Raw genomic sequence first — 18,102 nt, 5'->3', positions numbered from 1 at the left:
GCTGTTCACTCTTTTTTTGTAGTACCCTTTCATTCCGCTCACACTGAACACCTATCTCGAACGTTCGTTCTCATTATATAAAAGGAATAGTGGAACTTGCAAACATATTAAGACAAGTGACGACATGAAACCAATTTGTTTCTCCTCGCGTCATATCGAGAAACACCTATTTCGCTGGAGGAACATGGAATGATACGAGTGCAAATCTGCACAATGATTTTGACTGCCTTGCTGCATGCTGCAACGAATGATTGGAATATCGCAGCCACTCCTACGCTGATCGGTAAACAGTTTGAAGCCGGTCAGCAACCTGCAATCCTAGCTGACACGTTGCTCGATTCTCCGTCCGATCATTCCAAAGCCAAGCGCATGCTCCTGGCCATGATCGATGGGAAATATACAGTGGAACAGGAACCCGGCCCGTTTACCGGTCCCCAGTGGACAGGAACATTTGAGCTCCAATTGCTGGATCAGCATCAGCAGATCATTGCAACCGCCCGATTGAATGAAGCATTTGATGAGCTATTGTTTCAACGTCCCTTTTCCATTCAGTTTGCGGATTATAACCATGATGGGCATCCCGATTTTGCTATTGGGCAGTATGCTTCCAGCAACCTTTACCATTATCGGTTGTTTACCATCCAGGACGACAAAATCAAAGAGCTTCCGATCAAATCTGACCGAGACATCATCAGTTCCGAGCGAGACTATTCGGTCTTATTTGCGAAGACTGGTCCCGCTTCCTTTCAAACCGTTTTCTATGATAATTCAGTCGGAAAATACATGAAACGCGTTTATGAATGGAAAGGTAATGCGTTTGAACGGGTACTTGAAACGGAGTGGTCCGGGGAACCTATGAGTTTTCGGGAGAAATGACTCACTTTAGCGACGCGTGGTCGAATCGAATCCCTCATACACACTTCTGGGCAATCGCACATATTTTGAAAGTGATATAAGGGAGGGAATGAGATGAAGATGACTCACGATTCACGAGAGGCTATTTTGTTTGAACATAGATTTTGGCTGCAAATTCTCGGTGATCACGCCCGGTTTATTCAACAATCACTTGCTCCCAAAGAGGTTATGGAGATCGAGCAAGCAAACCACTTTATCCACTCTTTTGACCGTTTGCTTGATCATGCGCGTATGAATCTTTCTGTCGAGGACACTCACACGCTTACGCAGCAGGCAAGCAGCTTGACGGAAAGCCTGCGGACATTCAAACTTCATCTCCTGGAGCGCCATCTGATCGGTAAAATATCCATCAGCCTGCCCCCCACTTTTTTAAACCACATGGTAAACGAATTGGAAGAATATCAACGAATCTTAGATGGGATTCTGTCTATGAACGAAATTCCCTGTTTTCATCCTCTTCATCATCATCTGCTGTGGTTATCGGATGCTGTCGGTCATGCGGCCACGATCACTTCGAACCTTGACATGGTAGAACATGACTACCAGAAAAAAAGCAATCAGTTTACCAAGCAATTTCAACATTTTTATCTAAAAGCGGTTGAACTGTCCGGATACCTCCGGACGAATTTGGAAAGCTTCCCGGCGCTGCACCGCTTCAATCATCAGGCAGAAATGGAGATTGAACTGTTCCAGGTCTTTCTTCATGAAATCGAGGAGCTGCGATTGGAGAATGAGTTGTTAGGGGTGTTGTCCCCGCTCATGGCCGACCATATGTCCCGGGAAGAATGTTACTATTTGATGAAGCTTTCCGAGGTTTCGGATGTGAAATCGCCTGACTGTTATCCGACGAGGCCGAGGATTGAGTAAAGAAAGAGAGTGCATCTGCTATGAAAAGGATGCACTCTTTTTTCCCTACTCTATCTTTGTTTAGTCTAATTCATTTACCTTCTCCCCTTGCTTCTCCGGTTCAACCGTCCCGGCACTTGCTGTCTCGGCCAAGGTATGTGTTTTTTTGGAAATGGAATAGCCATGCATATTACTCCCGTCGTGCCCCATTTCCAGTTGCTTGCTTTTCTCTTCATTTCCGAACGGCATCAAGCTCACCTCCTGTGGGTATTATTCCCACCATCTTCGGAAATCCACGTGCAATCTCCCTGACTCTTGAACAAAAACATCCCTTCAGCCAGTTGATTTCCGGCTTGAAGGGATGCCTTTTTCGCTTTTATTTAAACAAATTGATCGTCGTAATAATGATCGGCATGCCGAACACATCAATCAGGAAGGCGCCTACAATGGGTACAACCAGATACGCCTTGCGCGACGGCCCAAAACGGGCAGTAACTGCCGCCATGTTTGCCATGGCGTTAGGTGTAGCGCCAAGGCCGTGGCCCGTAAAACCAGCTACCATCACGGCGGCGTCATAGTTTTTGCCGAGCAGTCGGAACAATACAAGCGCACCAAACAGAACGATAAAGACGACTTGTACAAATACGATAACCAGCATTGGAAGCGCAAGATCCGCTACTTCCCATAATTTAATACTCATAAGTGCCATAGACAGGAAGATGCCCAGTGTGACATCACCGATGAGGTTGATGCTTTTCATGTCAATCGCTTCCGGTTTAAATCTGTCAACGATGTTACGCACAATCACAGCCACAAACATGGCTCCTACGTAGCCAGGCAGAACAAAGCCTGTTGCTGTCGAGAACAGCTCTCCCAAATAGGTTCCTAACGCCATACAGAAGGTGATAAGAAGGACTTGGATAAAGAAGGTGTTGGTCGTAATCGGTTGCACGTTTTCTTCTACAGTCGCTGTGGTTTCTTCGGTTTCCGTCGGTTTGAGGTTGTATTTCGTCACCAGATATTTTACCGTCGGTCCGCCAACCAGTCCCCCTGCTACAAGACCAAAGGTAGCTGCGGCGATCCCGATGGCCAGCGCTGACTGAATTCCCATACTTTCGAGGGTTTGTCCAAATGCGCCAGCCGCTCCGTGACCGCCTTCCATGGAAACGGCACCAGCCATCATCCCGATCAGCGGGTGAATGCCGAACAACGAAGCCAAAGAAACACCGATCACGTTTTGTGCCAACGCCAGAAAACCGCAGGCGATCCAGTAAATGACAAGCAGCTTCCCGCCTAATTTAATCAGTTTAAAGCTGGCTCCCAGCCCTACTGTCGTAAAGAACGTCAGCATGAACAGGCTTTGCAGGGAAGTGTCCAAAGTAATTTCCAGAATTCCCGTCGCTTTCAGCGCTGTTGCCACGATGGCAAACAATAACCCGCCAACGACGGGCGCCGGGATGCAAAACTTTTGCAGAAACCCCGCTTTTTTTACCAAAAAAGTTCCCAGTACGAGAAGTGCTACTGCAAGAAAAATCGTGTTTACTTGATTAAGTGCTAACGTCAATGCTGTCTCCCCCTAAGAATGCCATGATAGCCTCGTTTGTCAAATAAGCACCTAGTTTTGCTGTTCTTCCGTTTTCGTCCAAGACTGGATTGACTTCACAAATATCAAAGGAAAGCGTTTTCTTTTGAGCGGCAACGGTGCGGATCAGGGTTCTGACAACCATGGGTGTCAAGCCAAACGGTGATGGCGCACTGACGCCCGGGGCAAATGCCGCATTTAACACATCGGTACAAAGTGTGAGCATGACATGATCGTGGTTTTCGATAAATTCATTTAGGGCGGAAAGAATACCATGCATCCGTTCACCCGTCATATCCTCTTCATACACGTACCGGACACCCAGTTCGTCTGCTTTGTCAAACAATTCTTGCGTATTTCCAAAGCGCTGTATTCCCAGAACAAAGTAATGGCTATTCGGATCGTTCTCCAGGATTTGCCGAAACATCGTGCCGGATGAAGGCTGCTGTTCATAGGAACGCAAATCGAAATGAGCGTCAATATTGATGATTCCCAGGGAAGCATCTTTTCCGATATGTTTTCGAACACCCAGATAATGTCCATACAGCGTTTCATGTCCGCCGCCCAAAATAATCGGCTTCGCGGATTTGGACAGAAGAGCAGATACAGCCTCCCCCAGCTCCACCTGGGCCTCTTCAAGCATTTCGTTTTGACAGCGAACATTCCCTACATCGACAAGATGATCCCCCTCCGCCCGTTTCCACGGAAGACTTGAAAGCGCTTGCCGAATTGCGTTCGGCGCTTTCGCTGCACCTACGCGGCCCTGATTGCGCCTGACTCCTTCGTCACATTCAAACCCGATAATGGCACAGGTATTTTTTTGAGCAGTCAGCAATTTTTCCAGGTCCATCAGTTCCACAATTTGATGGTAACGAAAGCTGCTCCTTCGTTCCGTATGATCGATCCGGCCGGTCCAAATATCCGCTGAAACATTTATTGGCAAACGAATCACCCTTTCTGAACCTTCTGAAGTGCTTTTTGTTTTTTGATTATATAATGACAGACTTATTATTTCTAATATATAATTTAAATAAATTTATAGTTTGAAGTTATAAATAAGGGTGGTAATTACTTTGGACATAAAGCAATTATTTTATTTTGTGACGGTTTCCGATCAGCTAAGCTACTCCAAAGCCGCTCAAAAACTGCATATCTCGCAGCCATCGCTAAGCAACGCGATTAAAAATTTGGAACAGGAAGTCGGCTCTCCTCTGCTTGAGAGAAATACGAGAAAAATGGAACTGACCGACGCTGGTAAAATTTTATACAAAAAATCAGTCCATCTCCTCTCCCAAATGAACATGCTCAAAAAAGAAATGGAAGAAGTGAAACTGACCGGCAGCGGCGAGCTCATTATCGGCATCATTGAGTCCGTAAAGCATTGGATACCCAAAGTTATCCGTGAGTATCAGAAGCGATTTCCGTCTCTCAATATCAAGCTGATCGAAGTATTGAGTGGAAATGATGTGAAGGAGTCACTACGGAAGTATCATACGCATCTGCTGATTACAAATCAGTCAATCGATGAAGAGGATATCGAATCGGTTCCTTTATACGATGAGAGGTTGGTTCTGGTGCTGCACAGGGATCACCCTCTGGCCAAGCAGGAAACCGTTCATTTGCGAGAGCTGGTCAGAGAACCATTTATCATTAGTACGGAGGGCTTTCAGACAAGAGAAGACATTTTAACAGCCTTTTCCCTCGAACAAGTGGTCCCTCATATCAAATTTGAAATCGAGCGCTTTGAAACTGCTCTAACTTTGGTAAGAGAAAATCTGGGAATTACCATTATCCCCGAAAATTATGTATCTGAACCAACGGATGCCTCGATTGTGCGGAAGCCGATTGATTCTCCTGCATTGGAAAGGACTATTTATTTAACCTATATGAAACATCGTTATTTGGCCCCGGCCGTTCAAACCTTTTTGGAGGATATCAGGCGGAACTTTGCTTGAACAAGTGATGGACGGACGGTCTTGTCTGAGGCATCACGAAAAAGGTTTATGTTTCTTGACCTTCCCGTTACGTGAGACCCTACATTGGGTCTATAACGAAATGTGGAGGGACAACGATCTATGAGAGTTGGGATTATCGGCGCAATGGGTGAAGAGCTGGAATTTTTGAGAACGAAATGCTGTGTTACAGAAAAAAAGTCATGGTTTGGTCTGACATTTGAAATCGGAGAGTGGAATAACATTGGCATTGTGCTTGTGGAAAGCGGGATTGGAAAAGTAAATGCTGCTGTGGGAACTTCACTATTAATCAATCATTTTACGCCTGACTGTGTCATAAATGTAGGCGTGGCTGGCGCGTTTGCTGATGAGATTCAGGTAGGGGACATCGTTTTGGCCAGTGAAGTTCGTCATCATGATGTAAATGTAACGCTGTTCGGATATGAACATGGACAGGTTCCCCAAATGCCTGCTGGCTTTCAGACTGACTCACGGCTTGTACAAAAGGCACATCAACTCGCAGCTCACCCTATTCATGTCGGTTTGATCGTATCCGGCGATCACTATTTTGATGACGAAGAAACGGTTCGCTCGATTACAAACAGATTTCCGCATGCAGTTGCAGCGGAAATGGAAGCGGCGTCCATTGGACATGTATGCTCGATGGCGAAGGTACCTTTTCTCATCATTCGCTCTATCTCTGATCATCCAGGCAGAGCAGGACAGAAGAGCTTTCAACAGAACATTGGCCTGGCTTCTCAAAGAGCTGCGACCCTCCTGTTGGATCTGCTTGAAACGGAACCGTCCCATACAAGAACGTAACCAGGCATACTTGTGCCTGGCTTTTTCTTTAACAAAACTTCTTCCCTCTTTCGAACGGCAATTACGAAAAGGCTCGTTCCTGAGGAGAATGTAATTTTCTTCGTTCTCATCCGTACTACTAGCAACAGGTTTTTCCAGGAAATTCGGTGAGATCGGTGAGGTGGTATTTTTGAAAAAATGGTATTTAAACTCCAAGTTCGTATTTATTCTATGCTTACTTACACCTCCGCTCGGATATCTTCATGTTTTTTTGAATCGTCATAAGTGGGAAAGAAATGAAATGATCAACCATCTGACCTTGGCTACCGTTGCTGCATCTTTCTGGGTGTTAAAATTTATCATTATTTGACCAGAAGACTCCTACCTTCTATAAGTGGGAGATGAATGGTCGACTTCTTTGGAATTACATGGTAAACTAGACTAAGAACAAGTGTTCTTAAAGGGGGTGAAACTCCATGGAACAATACAAAGCGTTTCAATTCCGTCTATATCCAACACCAGAACAGGCCACGCTCATCAACAAAACGATTGGATGCTGCCGGTTTGTGTTCAATCATTTCCTCGACAAGTGGAATCAATCGTATCAGGAAACAGGGAAAGGACTAACGTATCGTCGTTGCTCCTCACAACTTCCGGCTCTCAAAACCATGTATGGATGGCTAAAAGAAGCAGATTCCATTGCCATTCAAACGACTGTAAAGAATTTGGGAGACAGCTTCGCGCGGTTTTTCAAGGGACAAAATGATCGGCCCAGATTCAAAAGTAAGAAGAATCTTGTGCAATCCTACACAACGAAGTACACCAATGGAAATATAGGAATGGTCGGTCATCATGTGAAACTTCCGAAACTGGGACTTGTGAAATGTGTCAAGTCAAGAGAAATAGAGGGACGGATCTTGTCTGCTACTATCAGACGCAAACCATCCGGGAAGTACTTTGTTTCCATTCTCTGTGAAGTGGCCATCAAACCATTCGAACAAGGAGAACAAACGGTAGGCGTTGATCTTGGGATCAAGGATTTTGCTACGCTTTCCACTGGAGAAAAAATAGCGAATCCAAAGAACGATCGAAAGTATGAGAAGCAACTAGCCAGATGGCAACGAATCCTTTCTCGTAGAAAGAAAGGAGGGAAAAACCGGGAAAAAGCACGGATCAAAGTTGCTCACTTACATGAAAAAATATCCAACACACGCAACGACTTTCTCCACAAGCTCTCTGCCAGACTGATTCGCGAAAACCAAGTGATCTGTATGGAGGACTTGCAGGTGGAAAACATGGCCAAAAATCACAAGCTGGCAAAAACAATCGCAGATGCATCATGGGCTGCTTTTCGTACCATGGTTGAATACAAGGCGAAATGGTACGGTAGAATCATCAGCATCGTAGACAAACGGTTCCCATCCAGTCAGCTATGTTCCCATTCCTCTTGTGGATATCGACATAAAGAGGTAAAGAATCTCAATCTACGTGAATGGGAATGTCCATCGTGTGGAACCGTCCATGATCGCGATATTAATGCAAGTAAGAATATTGAGCAAGAAGGACTTCGATTGTTAGGGATCATCCTAACTTAACTGTGGGTCGCACAGGGATCGCTTGGTACATTTGGCTTCGGTAGAAGTCATTACCCAAGAATCCCCCACTTCAAGCGAACGCGAGTAAAAGCTAAGTGGTGGGAGCGTTCAATTCGAGGGAAGTTCAATTATTTGCCCTTATTTTAGGGCTCCTGTTTATCCTGCTTACCTGGAACAAGAAGTAGTGTTTTTTCCTACAAATATATGTATTTACCAGATACGGAGTATCCTGCTACAATGACGAAAAATCAAATGGGGGGAGCAGGATGTTCACACTTTCTACTTTAAGTGCTTTCGTCTTAATAGTACTCGGTTTGTTTTTGATACCGGGTCCGGCTGTTCTTCTTACAGTAGCCCGTACCGTCCAGGGCGGTCGAAGGGCGGGTATTATGGCGGGTCTTGGCATCGCAACCGGAGATTTTGTCCATACGTTATTTGCAGCAGCAGGACTTTCCGCCATCTTGATGACATCTGCACTCGCCTTCAATATCGTCAAGTATGCAGGAGCTGCTTACCTGCTTTACCTCGGAATCCGGGCGATTTTGGAAAAACCCACGGACCCCGAACTGCCAAACGTTGCCCAGTTGACACCTTTGCGCACCTATAGTCAAGCCGTCCTGGTTGAGATTCTCAACCCGAAAACCGCTCTTTTCTTCTTAGCGTTTCTGCCACAATTCGTCCATCAGGAACACGGGGCGACATTTTTCCAGTTTTTGATTCTTGGCCTGATTTTTGTGGTTCTCAGCGTGCTTTATACTTCTTTTATTGCCATTAGCGTCCGCTATCTGGGACGTCTGGTAAAGCGAATTTCGTGGCTTAACCGTTGGTCCGGCAAGATCGTGGGTGCAATCTATATCGGGCTCGGATTAAAGGTAGCCTTCCAGAGTCGATGATGATCGCTCAGTTTACTTCACTCGGCCCCTACAAAGGAGAATAACATGAATAGTCCGATCCATAGCACCCGGCTGACTCTCACGAAACTGGCATTAGATGATTGGGAACTAATCCGTTCCATCTATTCCGATCCGGAACTTATGAAACACATTGGAGCGCCGATGCAAGAGGAAGAAATCCGGACTAACTTTGAAAAGGAGCTCGCTCCCTGGAGCCTTGCATCCACCCATTGGCTAACCTGGATCATCCGCGAGACTGCCTCCGGCAACGCTGCTGGCTTAATAAGCATCTGTACCCGCAACCGAGAAAAACTGACAGCGGAAATAGGCTTTATCTTGCTCGAAGCATACAAAGGCAAAGGCTACGCTACCGAAGCAATCAAACTCGTCATCGATTTTGCCACGGAAGCTTTTGGGTTCGAAACATTTACTGCGATTTGTTCCGAAGAGCATGCGGCGTCACGCCGGGTACTAGAGAAGGCCGGAATGCATCTGGATAAGATCGTTCCTGATAACACGCAGATCAATGGCAAGATGGTGAGCGACTGTTTTTATTCGCTGGAAAGATAATGGGTGGATTTCCCGGACTATTGCTGCAGTTCTTTCTTCCAACTGATTTTGTTCTACATTTTTCTGCGCTGCATTAGACTTGCCTTTTGAAACATCAACTTGTCAGCATATTCAGGCGTATAGCCGGGCTATCCGCTATTACCGTAACCATTTAGATCAGACTTGGTAATCCTGTAAATCGTCTATATTGGCATTTTTCACTTGAAAGATAGGGATTGTATCCAGATATTTGGTGTAGGCAAGGCATTTCTATATAAAGAGGAAGGCGGTTTTTCTATGAGGAATACTGCACTACTGGTTGTTGATGCCCAGGTATGCCTTATCGAGCAGACTTATCAAGGCCATGCGGTACTGGAGCGTATTCAGAAATTAATAACCCGCGCCCGTGATTTACAGATCCCCGTCATTTACATTCAGCATTGTGAAAATGAAGGTGAGTTTGAGATCGGGACGCCAACCTGGCAGATCCATTCCGCTATCACCCCCTTTGCGCATGAGCCTGTCATTCGCAAATTCGCTTGTGATTCCTTTCTCGATACAACATTACAGAACGAGCTTGAGTTCAGACAAATCAATCATCTGGTCATCGTAGGCTGGCAAACAGAGTATTGTATCGATACAACGAGCCGGAGAGCCATTTCATTAGGATATGATGTTACTCTGGTGAGTGATTGTCATTCAACATTTAATAATTCGGTGCTCAAAGCTGAACAAATTATTGCCCATCATAATGCTCTACTTAGCGTTTTTGGTACCGCGAGCAATCATATTGCGGTAAAGAGTTCTGATCGCATATTTGAATAGGTGGTACGGTACCCTTGCTTTCGTTTGGAGGGTACCTTTTACTTTTAGCGGTTTGCTCATATGCCATGAACCCACCCCATACATTTTAACAAAGTGCTTTTCATATGGGGTACCTAATCATTACATCCATATCATCCACCAGCAAAATATTTTATTAACTCACTGAGGCTCAATATGGTAAAATAACCCATACACTTCCTTTTTGGAGCATCTCCATTACAAAAAGGGGCGATGAAATGAACCTCGTTCAACGAGTTGTTTTCGGAATTGGAAGAACTCCAGACGAAATTTTCCCTCAAGGATGAAGAGATCATCAAACCCAAACATAATATCAGCTATTTCGACAGAGACGGGTATCGATATTTCCTTATGTATATAACCAAAGAAGGAGGCACCCGCGGGGAATATCTTCTCGTCATTCAAGCTTTCTTTGAACCGTTAACAAAGGAACAAATCTTTGCTATTTTTGGAGATGCCCCCTATGCGGATAGTAAAACGTATCATCAAATCATCTACAAGTTAGAGAAGTATTCCTTCATGTTTAGCAACACGGACCAAAAGAACCGGATTCTCTATGACTATATCATGATTTCCCCACTAAACCCCATGGAAGAATAGACAGCTCTTTTTGGCGTTTTTTGGCCATCAGCGTTCATGCGCCGTCAGCGGTAAAATCAGCCGTTTGCAGCACAATCCCCTCCCTGCTTTATTAGCAGCCAATCCCCTTCTGCTAAAACATTAGCTGGCTATTGTTCTCGTTTTCTTCATTCACCAATCGGCTGTTTGGATCGATGGTCCGGTGGACTGCGGACTGTGGAACCACTCCCCAACGAAGCCGTACTATACAGATCATGGAGGGGACTTTTTTGTCAATCGCTGATTTTATTTTTTATCTATTCTTGCTAGCACTCTTGGCTTTTATGTTCTTCAAGCCCCTGGCTCTTTGGTATAGTGGAGATCCTGAGCCTTCAGAATTTCACATTGATATGATTCGCATTGTTTCTGCTGTGTTGTTTTTTGTGTTGATGATTGGATTTATACGAGAGCTTTTGACTTGACGATAGTTTTTAAAGATAAAGCCCGATTATTAAAACGGGATGCATTTGTACTTTATTTCGCATACAAAGATCATCGGGTGGCTTGGTATGCGAAGCTTTTTGCAATTTGCGTGGTTGCATATGCCTTTAGTCCAATCGATTTGATCCCTGACTTTATCCCGATACTGGGATATTTAGACGATATTATTCTCGTTCCTCTTGGGATTTGGTTGGCATTGAAGTACATTCCGAAAGAAGTGTTACGAGATTGCCGGGCCAAAGCACAAGAATTGATTTTATCAACACGAGCAGTTCTGACCTTGGAACCCAAAACGTCACATTCCTGGAACTTTTTTCTCTCCCTTTCGTAGTACTTATTAATAAACAGTGGAGGTACGGTACCTTGGAATATATTTTTTATGCTCTATTCTATGTTTTTGAATTTATCACTAATATCGTGGGAATGATTCTCGTAGATAAAAATAAAATCTGATTGGAATTTTTCTGGACAGGATTTAACATCACTTTATTCGGGAAGCTATTTTCGTTGAAATAAAAAAAACACCTCCAAAGTTGTCCCCACATCTTAATGACATGGTTACATTTTCTTGAAGGTGTTTTGGTTCATCTCACCTTAATGAGTTCGGTTTATCGGTTATGTCATCACTCAATAACGCACGAACGTATTGGTTAATCGTCCCAGCTTTTCGATTTCGACGGTCACCTCGTCTCCCTCTTTCAGCCACACCCGCTTTTCAACCGGGTATCCGGTAATGACTCCCTCCGGCGTTCCTGTCAAAATCACGTCTCCCGGATACAGCGTCATGTGGTGGGAGATGTAGCTGATGATTTCCTGGCAAGGGAAGATCATGTCCGACGTGCTGGAGTTCTGGCGCATTTCTCCGTTGACGAATGCGCGGATGCGCAGATTGTCCGGGTCTCCCACTTCATCGGCGCTGACGAGATACGGTCCGATTGGGCAAAACTTGTCGCACGTTTTGCCGAGCAGCCACTGCGAAGTAGCAAACTGCAGGTCCCGGGCGGATACATCGTTGGCGTTGCAATATCCGTACACAACCGATAACGCTTCTTCCCGCGTGACCCGGCTCGCCTGCTTGCCGATCACAATCGCCAGCTCCGCCTCGTAGTCGACTTGTTCGGAAGCTGGTGGCAGCGGCACGGCTTCGCCGTGTCCGGCAAGCGCGTTGCTGAACTTGCTGAACAGAATCGGCGAGGTGGGATGCGCCATGTTGCACTCGTCGGCATGCTTTTTATAGTTGAGGCCGACGCAAATAATCTTGGAAGGTTCAGGCACACAAGGACCAAATGACAACCCGTTTTCCTGGTGGAAAAAGCCGTCTTCGTGGTAAACGGCGTCAGCCAGTCTGGACAATGCCTGTTTGCTTTCTTCTCCTCCTGAAATCAAATCCGAGACGCTGACAGGCACGCCGCTCCATTCCGGGTGCTGCTCCACTGCCGCTTGCACATCGAGGATGCCTTTTTCCGTTTTCACTCCCAGCGCGAGCCCGTTTTCTTTTCGAAACGCGACGGTTATCATGTACGATTCCTCCTGTTGATTATGGTTTTACAAAGACTGTTTTTATCGAGGTGAAAAATTCGATGGCCGCTTGACCCTGCTCGCGTGAATGGGAGCTGGACTGCTTCATGCCGCCAAACGGAGCCTGAAGCTCCACTCCGGCGGACTCCGCGTTGATCCGGACGAGGCCTGCTTCGATTTCGTTGATGAAAGAGAGAATGTTGCCGATGTTCTGCGTGAAAATGGAGGCGCTGAGTCCGAATTTGACGTCGTTGGCCAGCTCGATCGCCTGTTCCAGCGTGTCGACCCTGATCAGGGCAAGTACGGGACCGAAGATTTCCTCCTGGGCAATGCTCATGCCGGTCGTGACGTTTTCAAAGATCGCCGGCTCCACGAAAAAGCCCTGGTCCATGCCGTTCTCCACCAGTCTGCGGCCGCCGTATACGAGCGTTGCCCCTTCCACAATCCCTTTTTCGACGTAGGACAGCACCGTGTTCAGTTGGCTTTCGCTTGCGCACGGCCCCATCCAGGTCGTCTCCCGCATGCCATCTCCAATCTGCAGCGCCGATACTCTTGCCAACAATTTTTCTTTGAACGCGTCGTAGATTCCGTTCTGCACAATCACCCGGCTGGTCGCCGTGCACTTTTGTCCCGTCGAGCGAAGACCGCCGCTGATTGTCGCTTCCACCGCGAGATCCAGATCGGCATCGTCTGCAACGATAACTGGATTCTTGCCCCCCATCTCCAGCTGGTATTTCGCTCCGCGCACCAAAGCGCCCAGCCCTACCCGTTTGCCCACTTCGTCCGAACCCGTAAAGGTGATTCCGCTGATGTCGGGGTGCTCGATAATACCCTGGCCGATGACCGAGCCGGGCCCGGTCACCAAGTTGACCACGCCGGGCGGCAGACCCGCTTCAGCAAAGCACTCGATCACTTTGGCCGCTGTGACAGCCGTCTCTTGTGCCGGCTTGAACACCACGGCATTCCCGTAGACGAGGGCGGGAGCCATTTTCCAGATGGGGATTGCAACCGGAAAATTCCATGGCGTGATCACCCCGACAACACCAAGAGGCGCGCGGGTGGTGAACATGAACCCCTCGCTGTCGGTCGAGGGAATCACGTCGCCCACCTTCCGCATCCCTTCTCCCGCGTAATAGCGGAGAATGGCGACTCCTCGAGCCGTTTCGCCTTTGGCTTCCGCGAAGGTTTTGCCCATCTCCCTGGTCATGGTCTCGGCAATCTCGTCCAGCCGCTTCTCCAGGATGTTAGCCACTTTGTACAGGTACTCGCCCCGCGCCGGCGCGGACATTCTGCGCCATTCCTGCTGCGCCCGCTTTGCAGCAGCTGCTGCCTGATCGAGGTCTTCCCTGCCGGATTTTTGCACGTACCCTACGATTTCCTGCTTGTTCGCAGGATTGATGCTGGGATCGACCTGTCTGTTCAAAGCCGGGACCCATGCGCCATTGACGAAATTCAAATACGTTTTTACTTCCGTTTTCACAGTCATTTGTCCATCTCCTCTCTTCTCTCCGCTTAGAACGTAGGACCGATACGCCAAATGCCAAAGTCATGCTGCCCCAGGATCTCCGCCTTGGTCAGCTTGCCGGTCGCGACCAGAGCGACTTCATCGAAGATCCGCTGGCCGACCGAAACAATCGTTTCGGTGCCATCGATGATCGTACCCGCATTGATATCAATGTTATCGGCCATTTTTTCAAAAATCGCGGAATTGGTCGCAATCTTGATGACCGGCGCGATCGGCGATCCGGTGGGGGTGCCCCTTCCGGTCGTAAACAGGACCACCTGGGCACCGCCAGCTACCATGCCTGTAAGCTGCTCGATGTCATGTCCGGGCGTATCCATCCAGACCAACCCTTTTTTGCTCGGCGCCTGCGCGTAATCGATCAGCTCCTGCAGCGGCCTGCTGCCCGCTTTGTTGGCTGCTCCGAGCGACTTTTCCTCGAGAGAGCTTAGACCTCCCTTGATGTTTCCCGGACTGGGATTGCCTGTGCGGATGTCCACTCCCATCATGAAAGCGCGATTCTCCATCGCTTTGATCACGTCATACACTCGTTTTGCCACCTGATCGTCGACGGCACGTTCGGCCAGCAAATGCTCCGCGCCAATCAGCTCCGTTGTTTCCGCCAAAATGGAAGTGCCTCCGCGATCGACAATCATATCGCTCACGACACCGACCGCCGGATTGGCCGACAGGCCCGAGCAGGCGTCGGAGCCGCCGCACTCCGTCCCGATGATCAACTCGCTGAAATCGCATAATTCCCGCATTTGCGCCGAGGCGTCCTGGACCATTTTTGCCGCGATTTTTGCCCCTTGGGCGATGGTGAACAGCGTTCCTCCGTGATCCTGAATCGAGACAACCTCCACCGGTTTGCCCGTCTTGGCGATCTCTCCCGCCACGCTTCTTGCCTGGTGGGTCTCGCAGCCCAGGCCGAGCACGACGACTCCATACACGTTGGGGTTTGTTCCCATCCCCACGTATGTGCGAAAGGTCTGCTCGTAATCGACTCCTACCTGCGCGCAGCCGTGCTGATGAATGAACGACACCGTCCCTTTCACCAGCTCAGTGATTTGTTTGGCAGCCTGTGTTGCGCAGGTGATCGTCGGCAAAATCAGTACATGGTTGCGTACGCCGACTCGTCCGTCCGCCCTCCGATACCCCCAGAACTTTCCGCTATCCTGCATAGCCATTGCGATCCCCCCTCCCTCGTTTTCCTTCCAGGTTGTGGACGTGGACATGCTCTCCTGCCTGGATCTCCCTGGTGGCTACACCGATCACTTCTCCATACTTGAGAATGTCCTCTCCCTTCCCGATTCCGACGACGGCAAATTTATGGCCAAACTCGATCGGATCTCTCACTGTGATTTGGAAGGCAAGGCCCTCACAAGAGACAGCAACCTCCGCTCCCGCGGCCAAAGGCTCCAAGGCGACCGCCACTTTGTCCTGCGGCTTCATCATCACTGTTTTGTACCTTTTCTCCATGCTCCTCTCCTCCTTTTCCGTCATCTGGCTGTGAGTCCGCCATCCGCCACGAAATTGCTGCCGGTGATGAAGGCAGCCTCCTCGCTCGCCAGAAAAGAAACCAGATTGGCGATCTCCTGCGGGGTTCCCATCCTTCCGATTGGTTGCCTTTGCTGCATTTGAAGCCTGGCCTTTTCCGGTTCGGGCTGTCCATCCAGGATTTTTTGAATCCAGGGAGAATCAACCGTGCCCGGCGAGACGGCATTTACGCGGATACCGTGTTCGGCAAAGTCGGAGGCGACGGATTTGGTCAATCCAATGATCGCCGCTTTTGACGCGCAATACCCGGCCCGGTTCAAGACGCCGACCATACCGGCCACCGACGCGATGTTGACGATGCAGCCTCGGCCTTCTTGTGCCAACATGTGCTTCACGGCGTATTTGCAGCCGAAAAAAGCTCCTTTGGCATTGACACTCATCATCGCGTCCCATTCGGCTTCTGTCTGCTCCAGCACCGTTCCCGCCTTGCCGATTCCCGCATTATTCACCATAATGTCAATTTTCTGATATCGATTGGCAATTTCCTGCAAAACGACCTCGACCTGATCCTCCTGGCTGACATCCAATCGAAAAAAAGCTCCCTGACCGCCATCCTGCTCCAAATCTGCGACCACTCTGCTTCCGCCACGCTCATCCAGGTCGCACACCACGACGAGCGCCCCGTCCCGGCCGAGCCTTTTTGCGATGGCTTCGCCGATCCCTGAAGCAGCCCCGGTGACGACGGCGACTTTCCCTTGCAGGTTTCTCATACGGGAAGACTCCCGGCCGCCTGGCTTTTAACCGGGTTGGCCAATACACCGATGCCCTCGATCTCGATCTCGATTCGGTCACCTTCCGCCAAGGTAAACTCATCAGGTGGGACGATGCACGTTCCCGTCAAAAGCACGGTGCCGTCAAAAATGGTGTTATCCTGCAAAAGATAGGATACCATTTCGTCGAATTTCCGCTTCAGTTGCGCCGTGCTCGCCGTGCCTTCCACCACTTTTTCCCCGGACCGGTAAATGCGGCAAACGATTCGGAAAGCGTAGGGATCGTCAACCGTTTCGGCCAAGCGGATGGCAGGACCAATTGAGCAGGAGCCTCTCCACATTTTAGCCTGCGGCAGATAAAGCGGATTTTCTCCTTCGATATCCCGGCAGCTCATGTCATTGCCCGCGGTATAGCCGACAATCCTTCCATCTCTTGACAGGACCAGGCCGAGCTCAGGCTCCGGAATCTGCCAGTTCGAATCGCTGCGCAAGTATACATCCTGATTGGGGCCTACGGTACGGGCAGCGGTCGACTTGAAGAAGATTTCCGGCCTTTTTGCCTCGTATACCTTGTCGTAAAAGGTCGTGCTGTCCAGCTTCCCGCCCGTCGCCTCGTAGTTTCGGGCTTCCTTGCTTCTTTCATAGGTAACGCCGCAGGCCCACACCTCGGCCGCTTCCAATGGCACCAATAGCTCCAGCTCCTCGAGCTTACCCTTGATGGGCTGTGAGTCAGCTATCGTTTTCAGGACCAAAGCCAGCGGGGTACTGTTCCGCTCATCCGCCTCCCTGACTAACTCCATAAAATCGCTTTGTGGCAACACGTAAACGAAAGATTCATCAGTTACTGCCGCTAATGTCGGGAAAGAGCCATCCCGCAAAAAACGTATGATCCTCATTGGTCAACCTCCAAATTGTTTTATATTATAGAATTGCGTTCTGATATAGACATGCCCGAAAGGCCGGGTCACGGATTTTGCAAGCCAATCCCGTAGCCCATTTGCCCGGACATCTCGTCAGCAGCGGTTTTCAGCAATTGCACGAAACGCTCGAGCTCCTGGTCATCCACACGGGACACGAGGGTGGATATGCTCACTGCGGCAACAACCTGCCCGCTGTGATTCCGGATTGGCGCGGCAATGCATCGAACTCCCGCCTCGTTCTCTTGGTTGTCTATGGCATAGCCCTGCCGTCGCACCCTCTCCAGTTCGCTGAGGAAGTCCTGTTCATTTGTAATCGTCTTGGGGGTCTGTGGGACGTATTGATAGCCATTCAAAATCTGCCGCAGTTCTTTTTCACTTTTCCAGGCGACAAGCGATTTGCCCACGCCGCTGGAGTGGACGGGAATCCTCCTGCCGATGCGGGAGTACAGGATTGTAGCCATGGGACCTTCCACTTTGTCGATATAGACCCCCTCTTTGTCGTCTAAAATGACGAGATGGGTGGTTTGCCCTGTTTTCGTGGACAGGTCTACAAGATACCGTTTGGCGACTTTGCGAATATCCAATCCATGGATGACGAAGTTCCCTCGTTCAAATAGCTTCATTCCCAGCCTGTATTTACCGTTCTCTGGGTTTTGGTCGATGTACCCCTGCACCTGCAGCGTTTTCAACAGGGAATGAACCGTGCTTTTGTGCAACTGCATGCGCTCGCTGATTTCCGTGATCTTCAATTCCATCTCCTGCTCGTCAAACAGATCAAGAATTTTCAGCGCGCGTTCCACAGCTTGAATAATCGGCATGCTATCCATCCTTTTACATAGTGATTACAGAGTTATTTGGAGT

General features: G+C 48.6%; 21 protein-coding genes. 11 read left to right on the top strand and 10 right to left on the bottom strand.

Translation table 11 applies throughout. From position 1 onward, the window contains the following. The first annotated feature begins 189 nt into the window (after window positions 1-189). Together NDK47_RS09005 and NDK47_RS09000 are read left to right on the top strand one after the other, a co-directional pair. Complete coding sequence (locus tag NDK47_RS09005; protein ID WP_251874491.1) at window positions 190-876, top strand: hypothetical protein; 687 nt, start codon at window positions 190-192, stop codon at window positions 874-876. A gap of 99 nt (window positions 877-975) precedes the next feature. After that, window positions 976-1,782, top strand: coding sequence for a DUF2935 domain-containing protein (locus NDK47_RS09000; protein WP_251876067.1), 807 nt, complete (start codon window positions 976-978; stop codon window positions 1,780-1,782). 60 nt (window positions 1,783-1,842) lie between these two features. Here the strand turns inward: NDK47_RS09000 and NDK47_RS08995 are convergent, their stop codons facing one another. The 3 genes from NDK47_RS08995 to hutG all read right to left on the bottom strand — a co-directional run bounded on the left by NDK47_RS08995 (window position 1,843) and on the right by hutG (window position 4,295). Then, window positions 1,843-2,010: a hypothetical protein gene (locus NDK47_RS08995; RefSeq protein WP_251874490.1), complete on the bottom strand. Its 168-nt coding sequence runs from the start codon at window positions 2,008-2,010 to the stop codon at window positions 1,843-1,845. 127 nt (window positions 2,011-2,137) lie between these two features. Continuing rightward, complete coding sequence (gene gltS, locus NDK47_RS08990; protein ID WP_251874489.1) at window positions 2,138-3,325, bottom strand: sodium/glutamate symporter; 1,188 nt, start codon at window positions 3,323-3,325, stop codon at window positions 2,138-2,140. Beyond that, window positions 3,309-4,295 (bottom strand): formimidoylglutamase, encoded by a 987-nt coding sequence (gene hutG, locus NDK47_RS08985; RefSeq protein ID WP_251874488.1) that lies wholly within the window; start codon window positions 4,293-4,295, stop codon window positions 3,309-3,311. Before hutG ends, gltS begins: the two co-directional genes overlap by 17 nt. A 121-nt stretch (window positions 4,296-4,416) precedes the next feature. On the opposite strand from hutG, the gene NDK47_RS08980 reads away from it, so the two are divergent. The 9 genes from NDK47_RS08980 (at window position 4,417) to NDK47_RS08940 (ending at window position 11,366) form a co-directional block, all read left to right on the top strand. Beyond that, window positions 4,417-5,298, top strand: a complete 882-nt coding sequence (locus NDK47_RS08980; protein WP_251874487.1) for a LysR family transcriptional regulator — start codon at window positions 4,417-4,419, stop codon at window positions 5,296-5,298. A 120-nt stretch (window positions 5,299-5,418) separates the two neighbouring features. Next, entirely contained in the window at window positions 5,419-6,117 is a 699-nt protein-coding gene (locus NDK47_RS08975) for a 5'-methylthioadenosine/adenosylhomocysteine nucleosidase (RefSeq protein ID WP_251874486.1), read from the top strand. Window positions 6,118-6,572: 455 nt separating this feature from the next. Next, a complete protein-coding gene (gene tnpB / locus NDK47_RS08970) occupies window positions 6,573-7,691 on the top strand; it encodes an IS200/IS605 family element RNA-guided endonuclease TnpB (RefSeq protein WP_251874485.1) in 1,119 nt (372 codons plus the stop codon). A gap of 266 nt (window positions 7,692-7,957) precedes the next feature. After that, window positions 7,958-8,584 (top strand): LysE family translocator, encoded by a 627-nt coding sequence (locus NDK47_RS08965; protein ID WP_251874484.1) that lies wholly within the window; start codon window positions 7,958-7,960, stop codon window positions 8,582-8,584. A 45-nt stretch (window positions 8,585-8,629) separates the two neighbouring features. Continuing rightward, complete coding sequence (locus tag NDK47_RS08960) at window positions 8,630-9,154, top strand: GNAT family N-acetyltransferase (protein WP_251874483.1); 525 nt, start codon at window positions 8,630-8,632, stop codon at window positions 9,152-9,154. Between the two features lie 276 nt (window positions 9,155-9,430). Beyond that, window positions 9,431-9,958 carry a cysteine hydrolase family protein gene (locus tag NDK47_RS08955; RefSeq protein WP_251874482.1) on the top strand — a complete coding sequence of 176 codons (528 nt, stop codon included), beginning with the start codon at window positions 9,431-9,433 and terminating at the stop codon, window positions 9,956-9,958. Between the two features lie 267 nt (window positions 9,959-10,225). Beyond that, window positions 10,226-10,576 carry a hypothetical protein gene (locus NDK47_RS08950; RefSeq protein WP_251874481.1) on the top strand — a complete coding sequence of 117 codons (351 nt, stop codon included), beginning with the start codon at window positions 10,226-10,228 and terminating at the stop codon, window positions 10,574-10,576. 248 nt (window positions 10,577-10,824) lie between these two features. After that, on the top strand, window positions 10,825-11,016 hold the full coding sequence (locus NDK47_RS08945) for a DUF6199 family natural product biosynthesis protein (protein WP_251874480.1): 192 nt from the start codon (window positions 10,825-10,827) through the stop codon (window positions 11,014-11,016). Beyond that, window positions 11,013-11,366: a YkvA family protein gene (locus tag NDK47_RS08940; protein WP_251874479.1), complete on the top strand. Its 354-nt coding sequence runs from the start codon at window positions 11,013-11,015 to the stop codon at window positions 11,364-11,366. The genes NDK47_RS08945 and NDK47_RS08940 overlap by 4 nt, the downstream gene beginning before the upstream one ends. Before the next feature lie 296 nt (window positions 11,367-11,662). Here the strand turns inward: NDK47_RS08940 and NDK47_RS08935 are convergent, their stop codons facing one another. The 7 genes from NDK47_RS08935 to NDK47_RS08905 all read right to left on the bottom strand — a co-directional run bounded on the left by NDK47_RS08935 (window position 11,663) and on the right by NDK47_RS08905 (window position 18,059). Next, on the bottom strand, window positions 11,663-12,553 hold the full coding sequence (locus tag NDK47_RS08935; RefSeq protein ID WP_251874478.1) for a fumarylacetoacetate hydrolase family protein: 891 nt from the start codon (window positions 12,551-12,553) through the stop codon (window positions 11,663-11,665). 19 nt (window positions 12,554-12,572) lie between these two features. After that, the gene (gene gucD, locus NDK47_RS08930; RefSeq protein ID WP_251874477.1) at window positions 12,573-14,039 is read right to left on the bottom strand and encodes an alpha-ketoglutaric semialdehyde dehydrogenase GucD; all 1,467 of its coding nucleotides are present in this window, start codon (window positions 14,037-14,039) and stop codon (window positions 12,573-12,575) included. Window positions 14,040-14,065: 26 nt separating this feature from the next. Then, window positions 14,066-15,241: a UxaA family hydrolase gene (locus NDK47_RS08925; RefSeq protein WP_251874476.1), complete on the bottom strand. Its 1,176-nt coding sequence runs from the start codon at window positions 15,239-15,241 to the stop codon at window positions 14,066-14,068. Continuing rightward, entirely contained in the window at window positions 15,225-15,533 is a 309-nt protein-coding gene (locus NDK47_RS08920) for a UxaA family hydrolase (protein ID WP_251874475.1), read from the bottom strand. Before NDK47_RS08920 ends, NDK47_RS08925 begins: the two co-directional genes overlap by 17 nt. Window positions 15,534-15,553: 20 nt before the next feature. Beyond that, window positions 15,554-16,321 carry an SDR family NAD(P)-dependent oxidoreductase gene (locus NDK47_RS08915; protein WP_251874474.1) on the bottom strand — a complete coding sequence of 256 codons (768 nt, stop codon included), beginning with the start codon at window positions 16,319-16,321 and terminating at the stop codon, window positions 15,554-15,556. Beyond that, window positions 16,318-17,217, bottom strand: a complete 900-nt coding sequence (locus tag NDK47_RS08910) for a fumarylacetoacetate hydrolase family protein (protein WP_251874473.1) — start codon at window positions 17,215-17,217, stop codon at window positions 16,318-16,320. Before NDK47_RS08910 ends, NDK47_RS08915 begins: the two co-directional genes overlap by 4 nt. 68 nt (window positions 17,218-17,285) lie before the next feature. Beyond that, window positions 17,286-18,059, bottom strand: a complete 774-nt coding sequence (locus NDK47_RS08905; protein ID WP_251874472.1) for an IclR family transcriptional regulator — start codon at window positions 18,057-18,059, stop codon at window positions 17,286-17,288. Window positions 18,060-18,102 lie beyond the last annotated feature (43 nt).

Source organism: Brevibacillus ruminantium, assembly GCF_023746555.1.
Classification (GTDB): domain Bacteria; phylum Bacillota; class Bacilli; order Brevibacillales; family Brevibacillaceae; genus Brevibacillus; species Brevibacillus ruminantium.
Note: the sequence above shows the minus strand (reverse complement) of the source record. Positions and strands in the feature narration are given on the sequence as shown.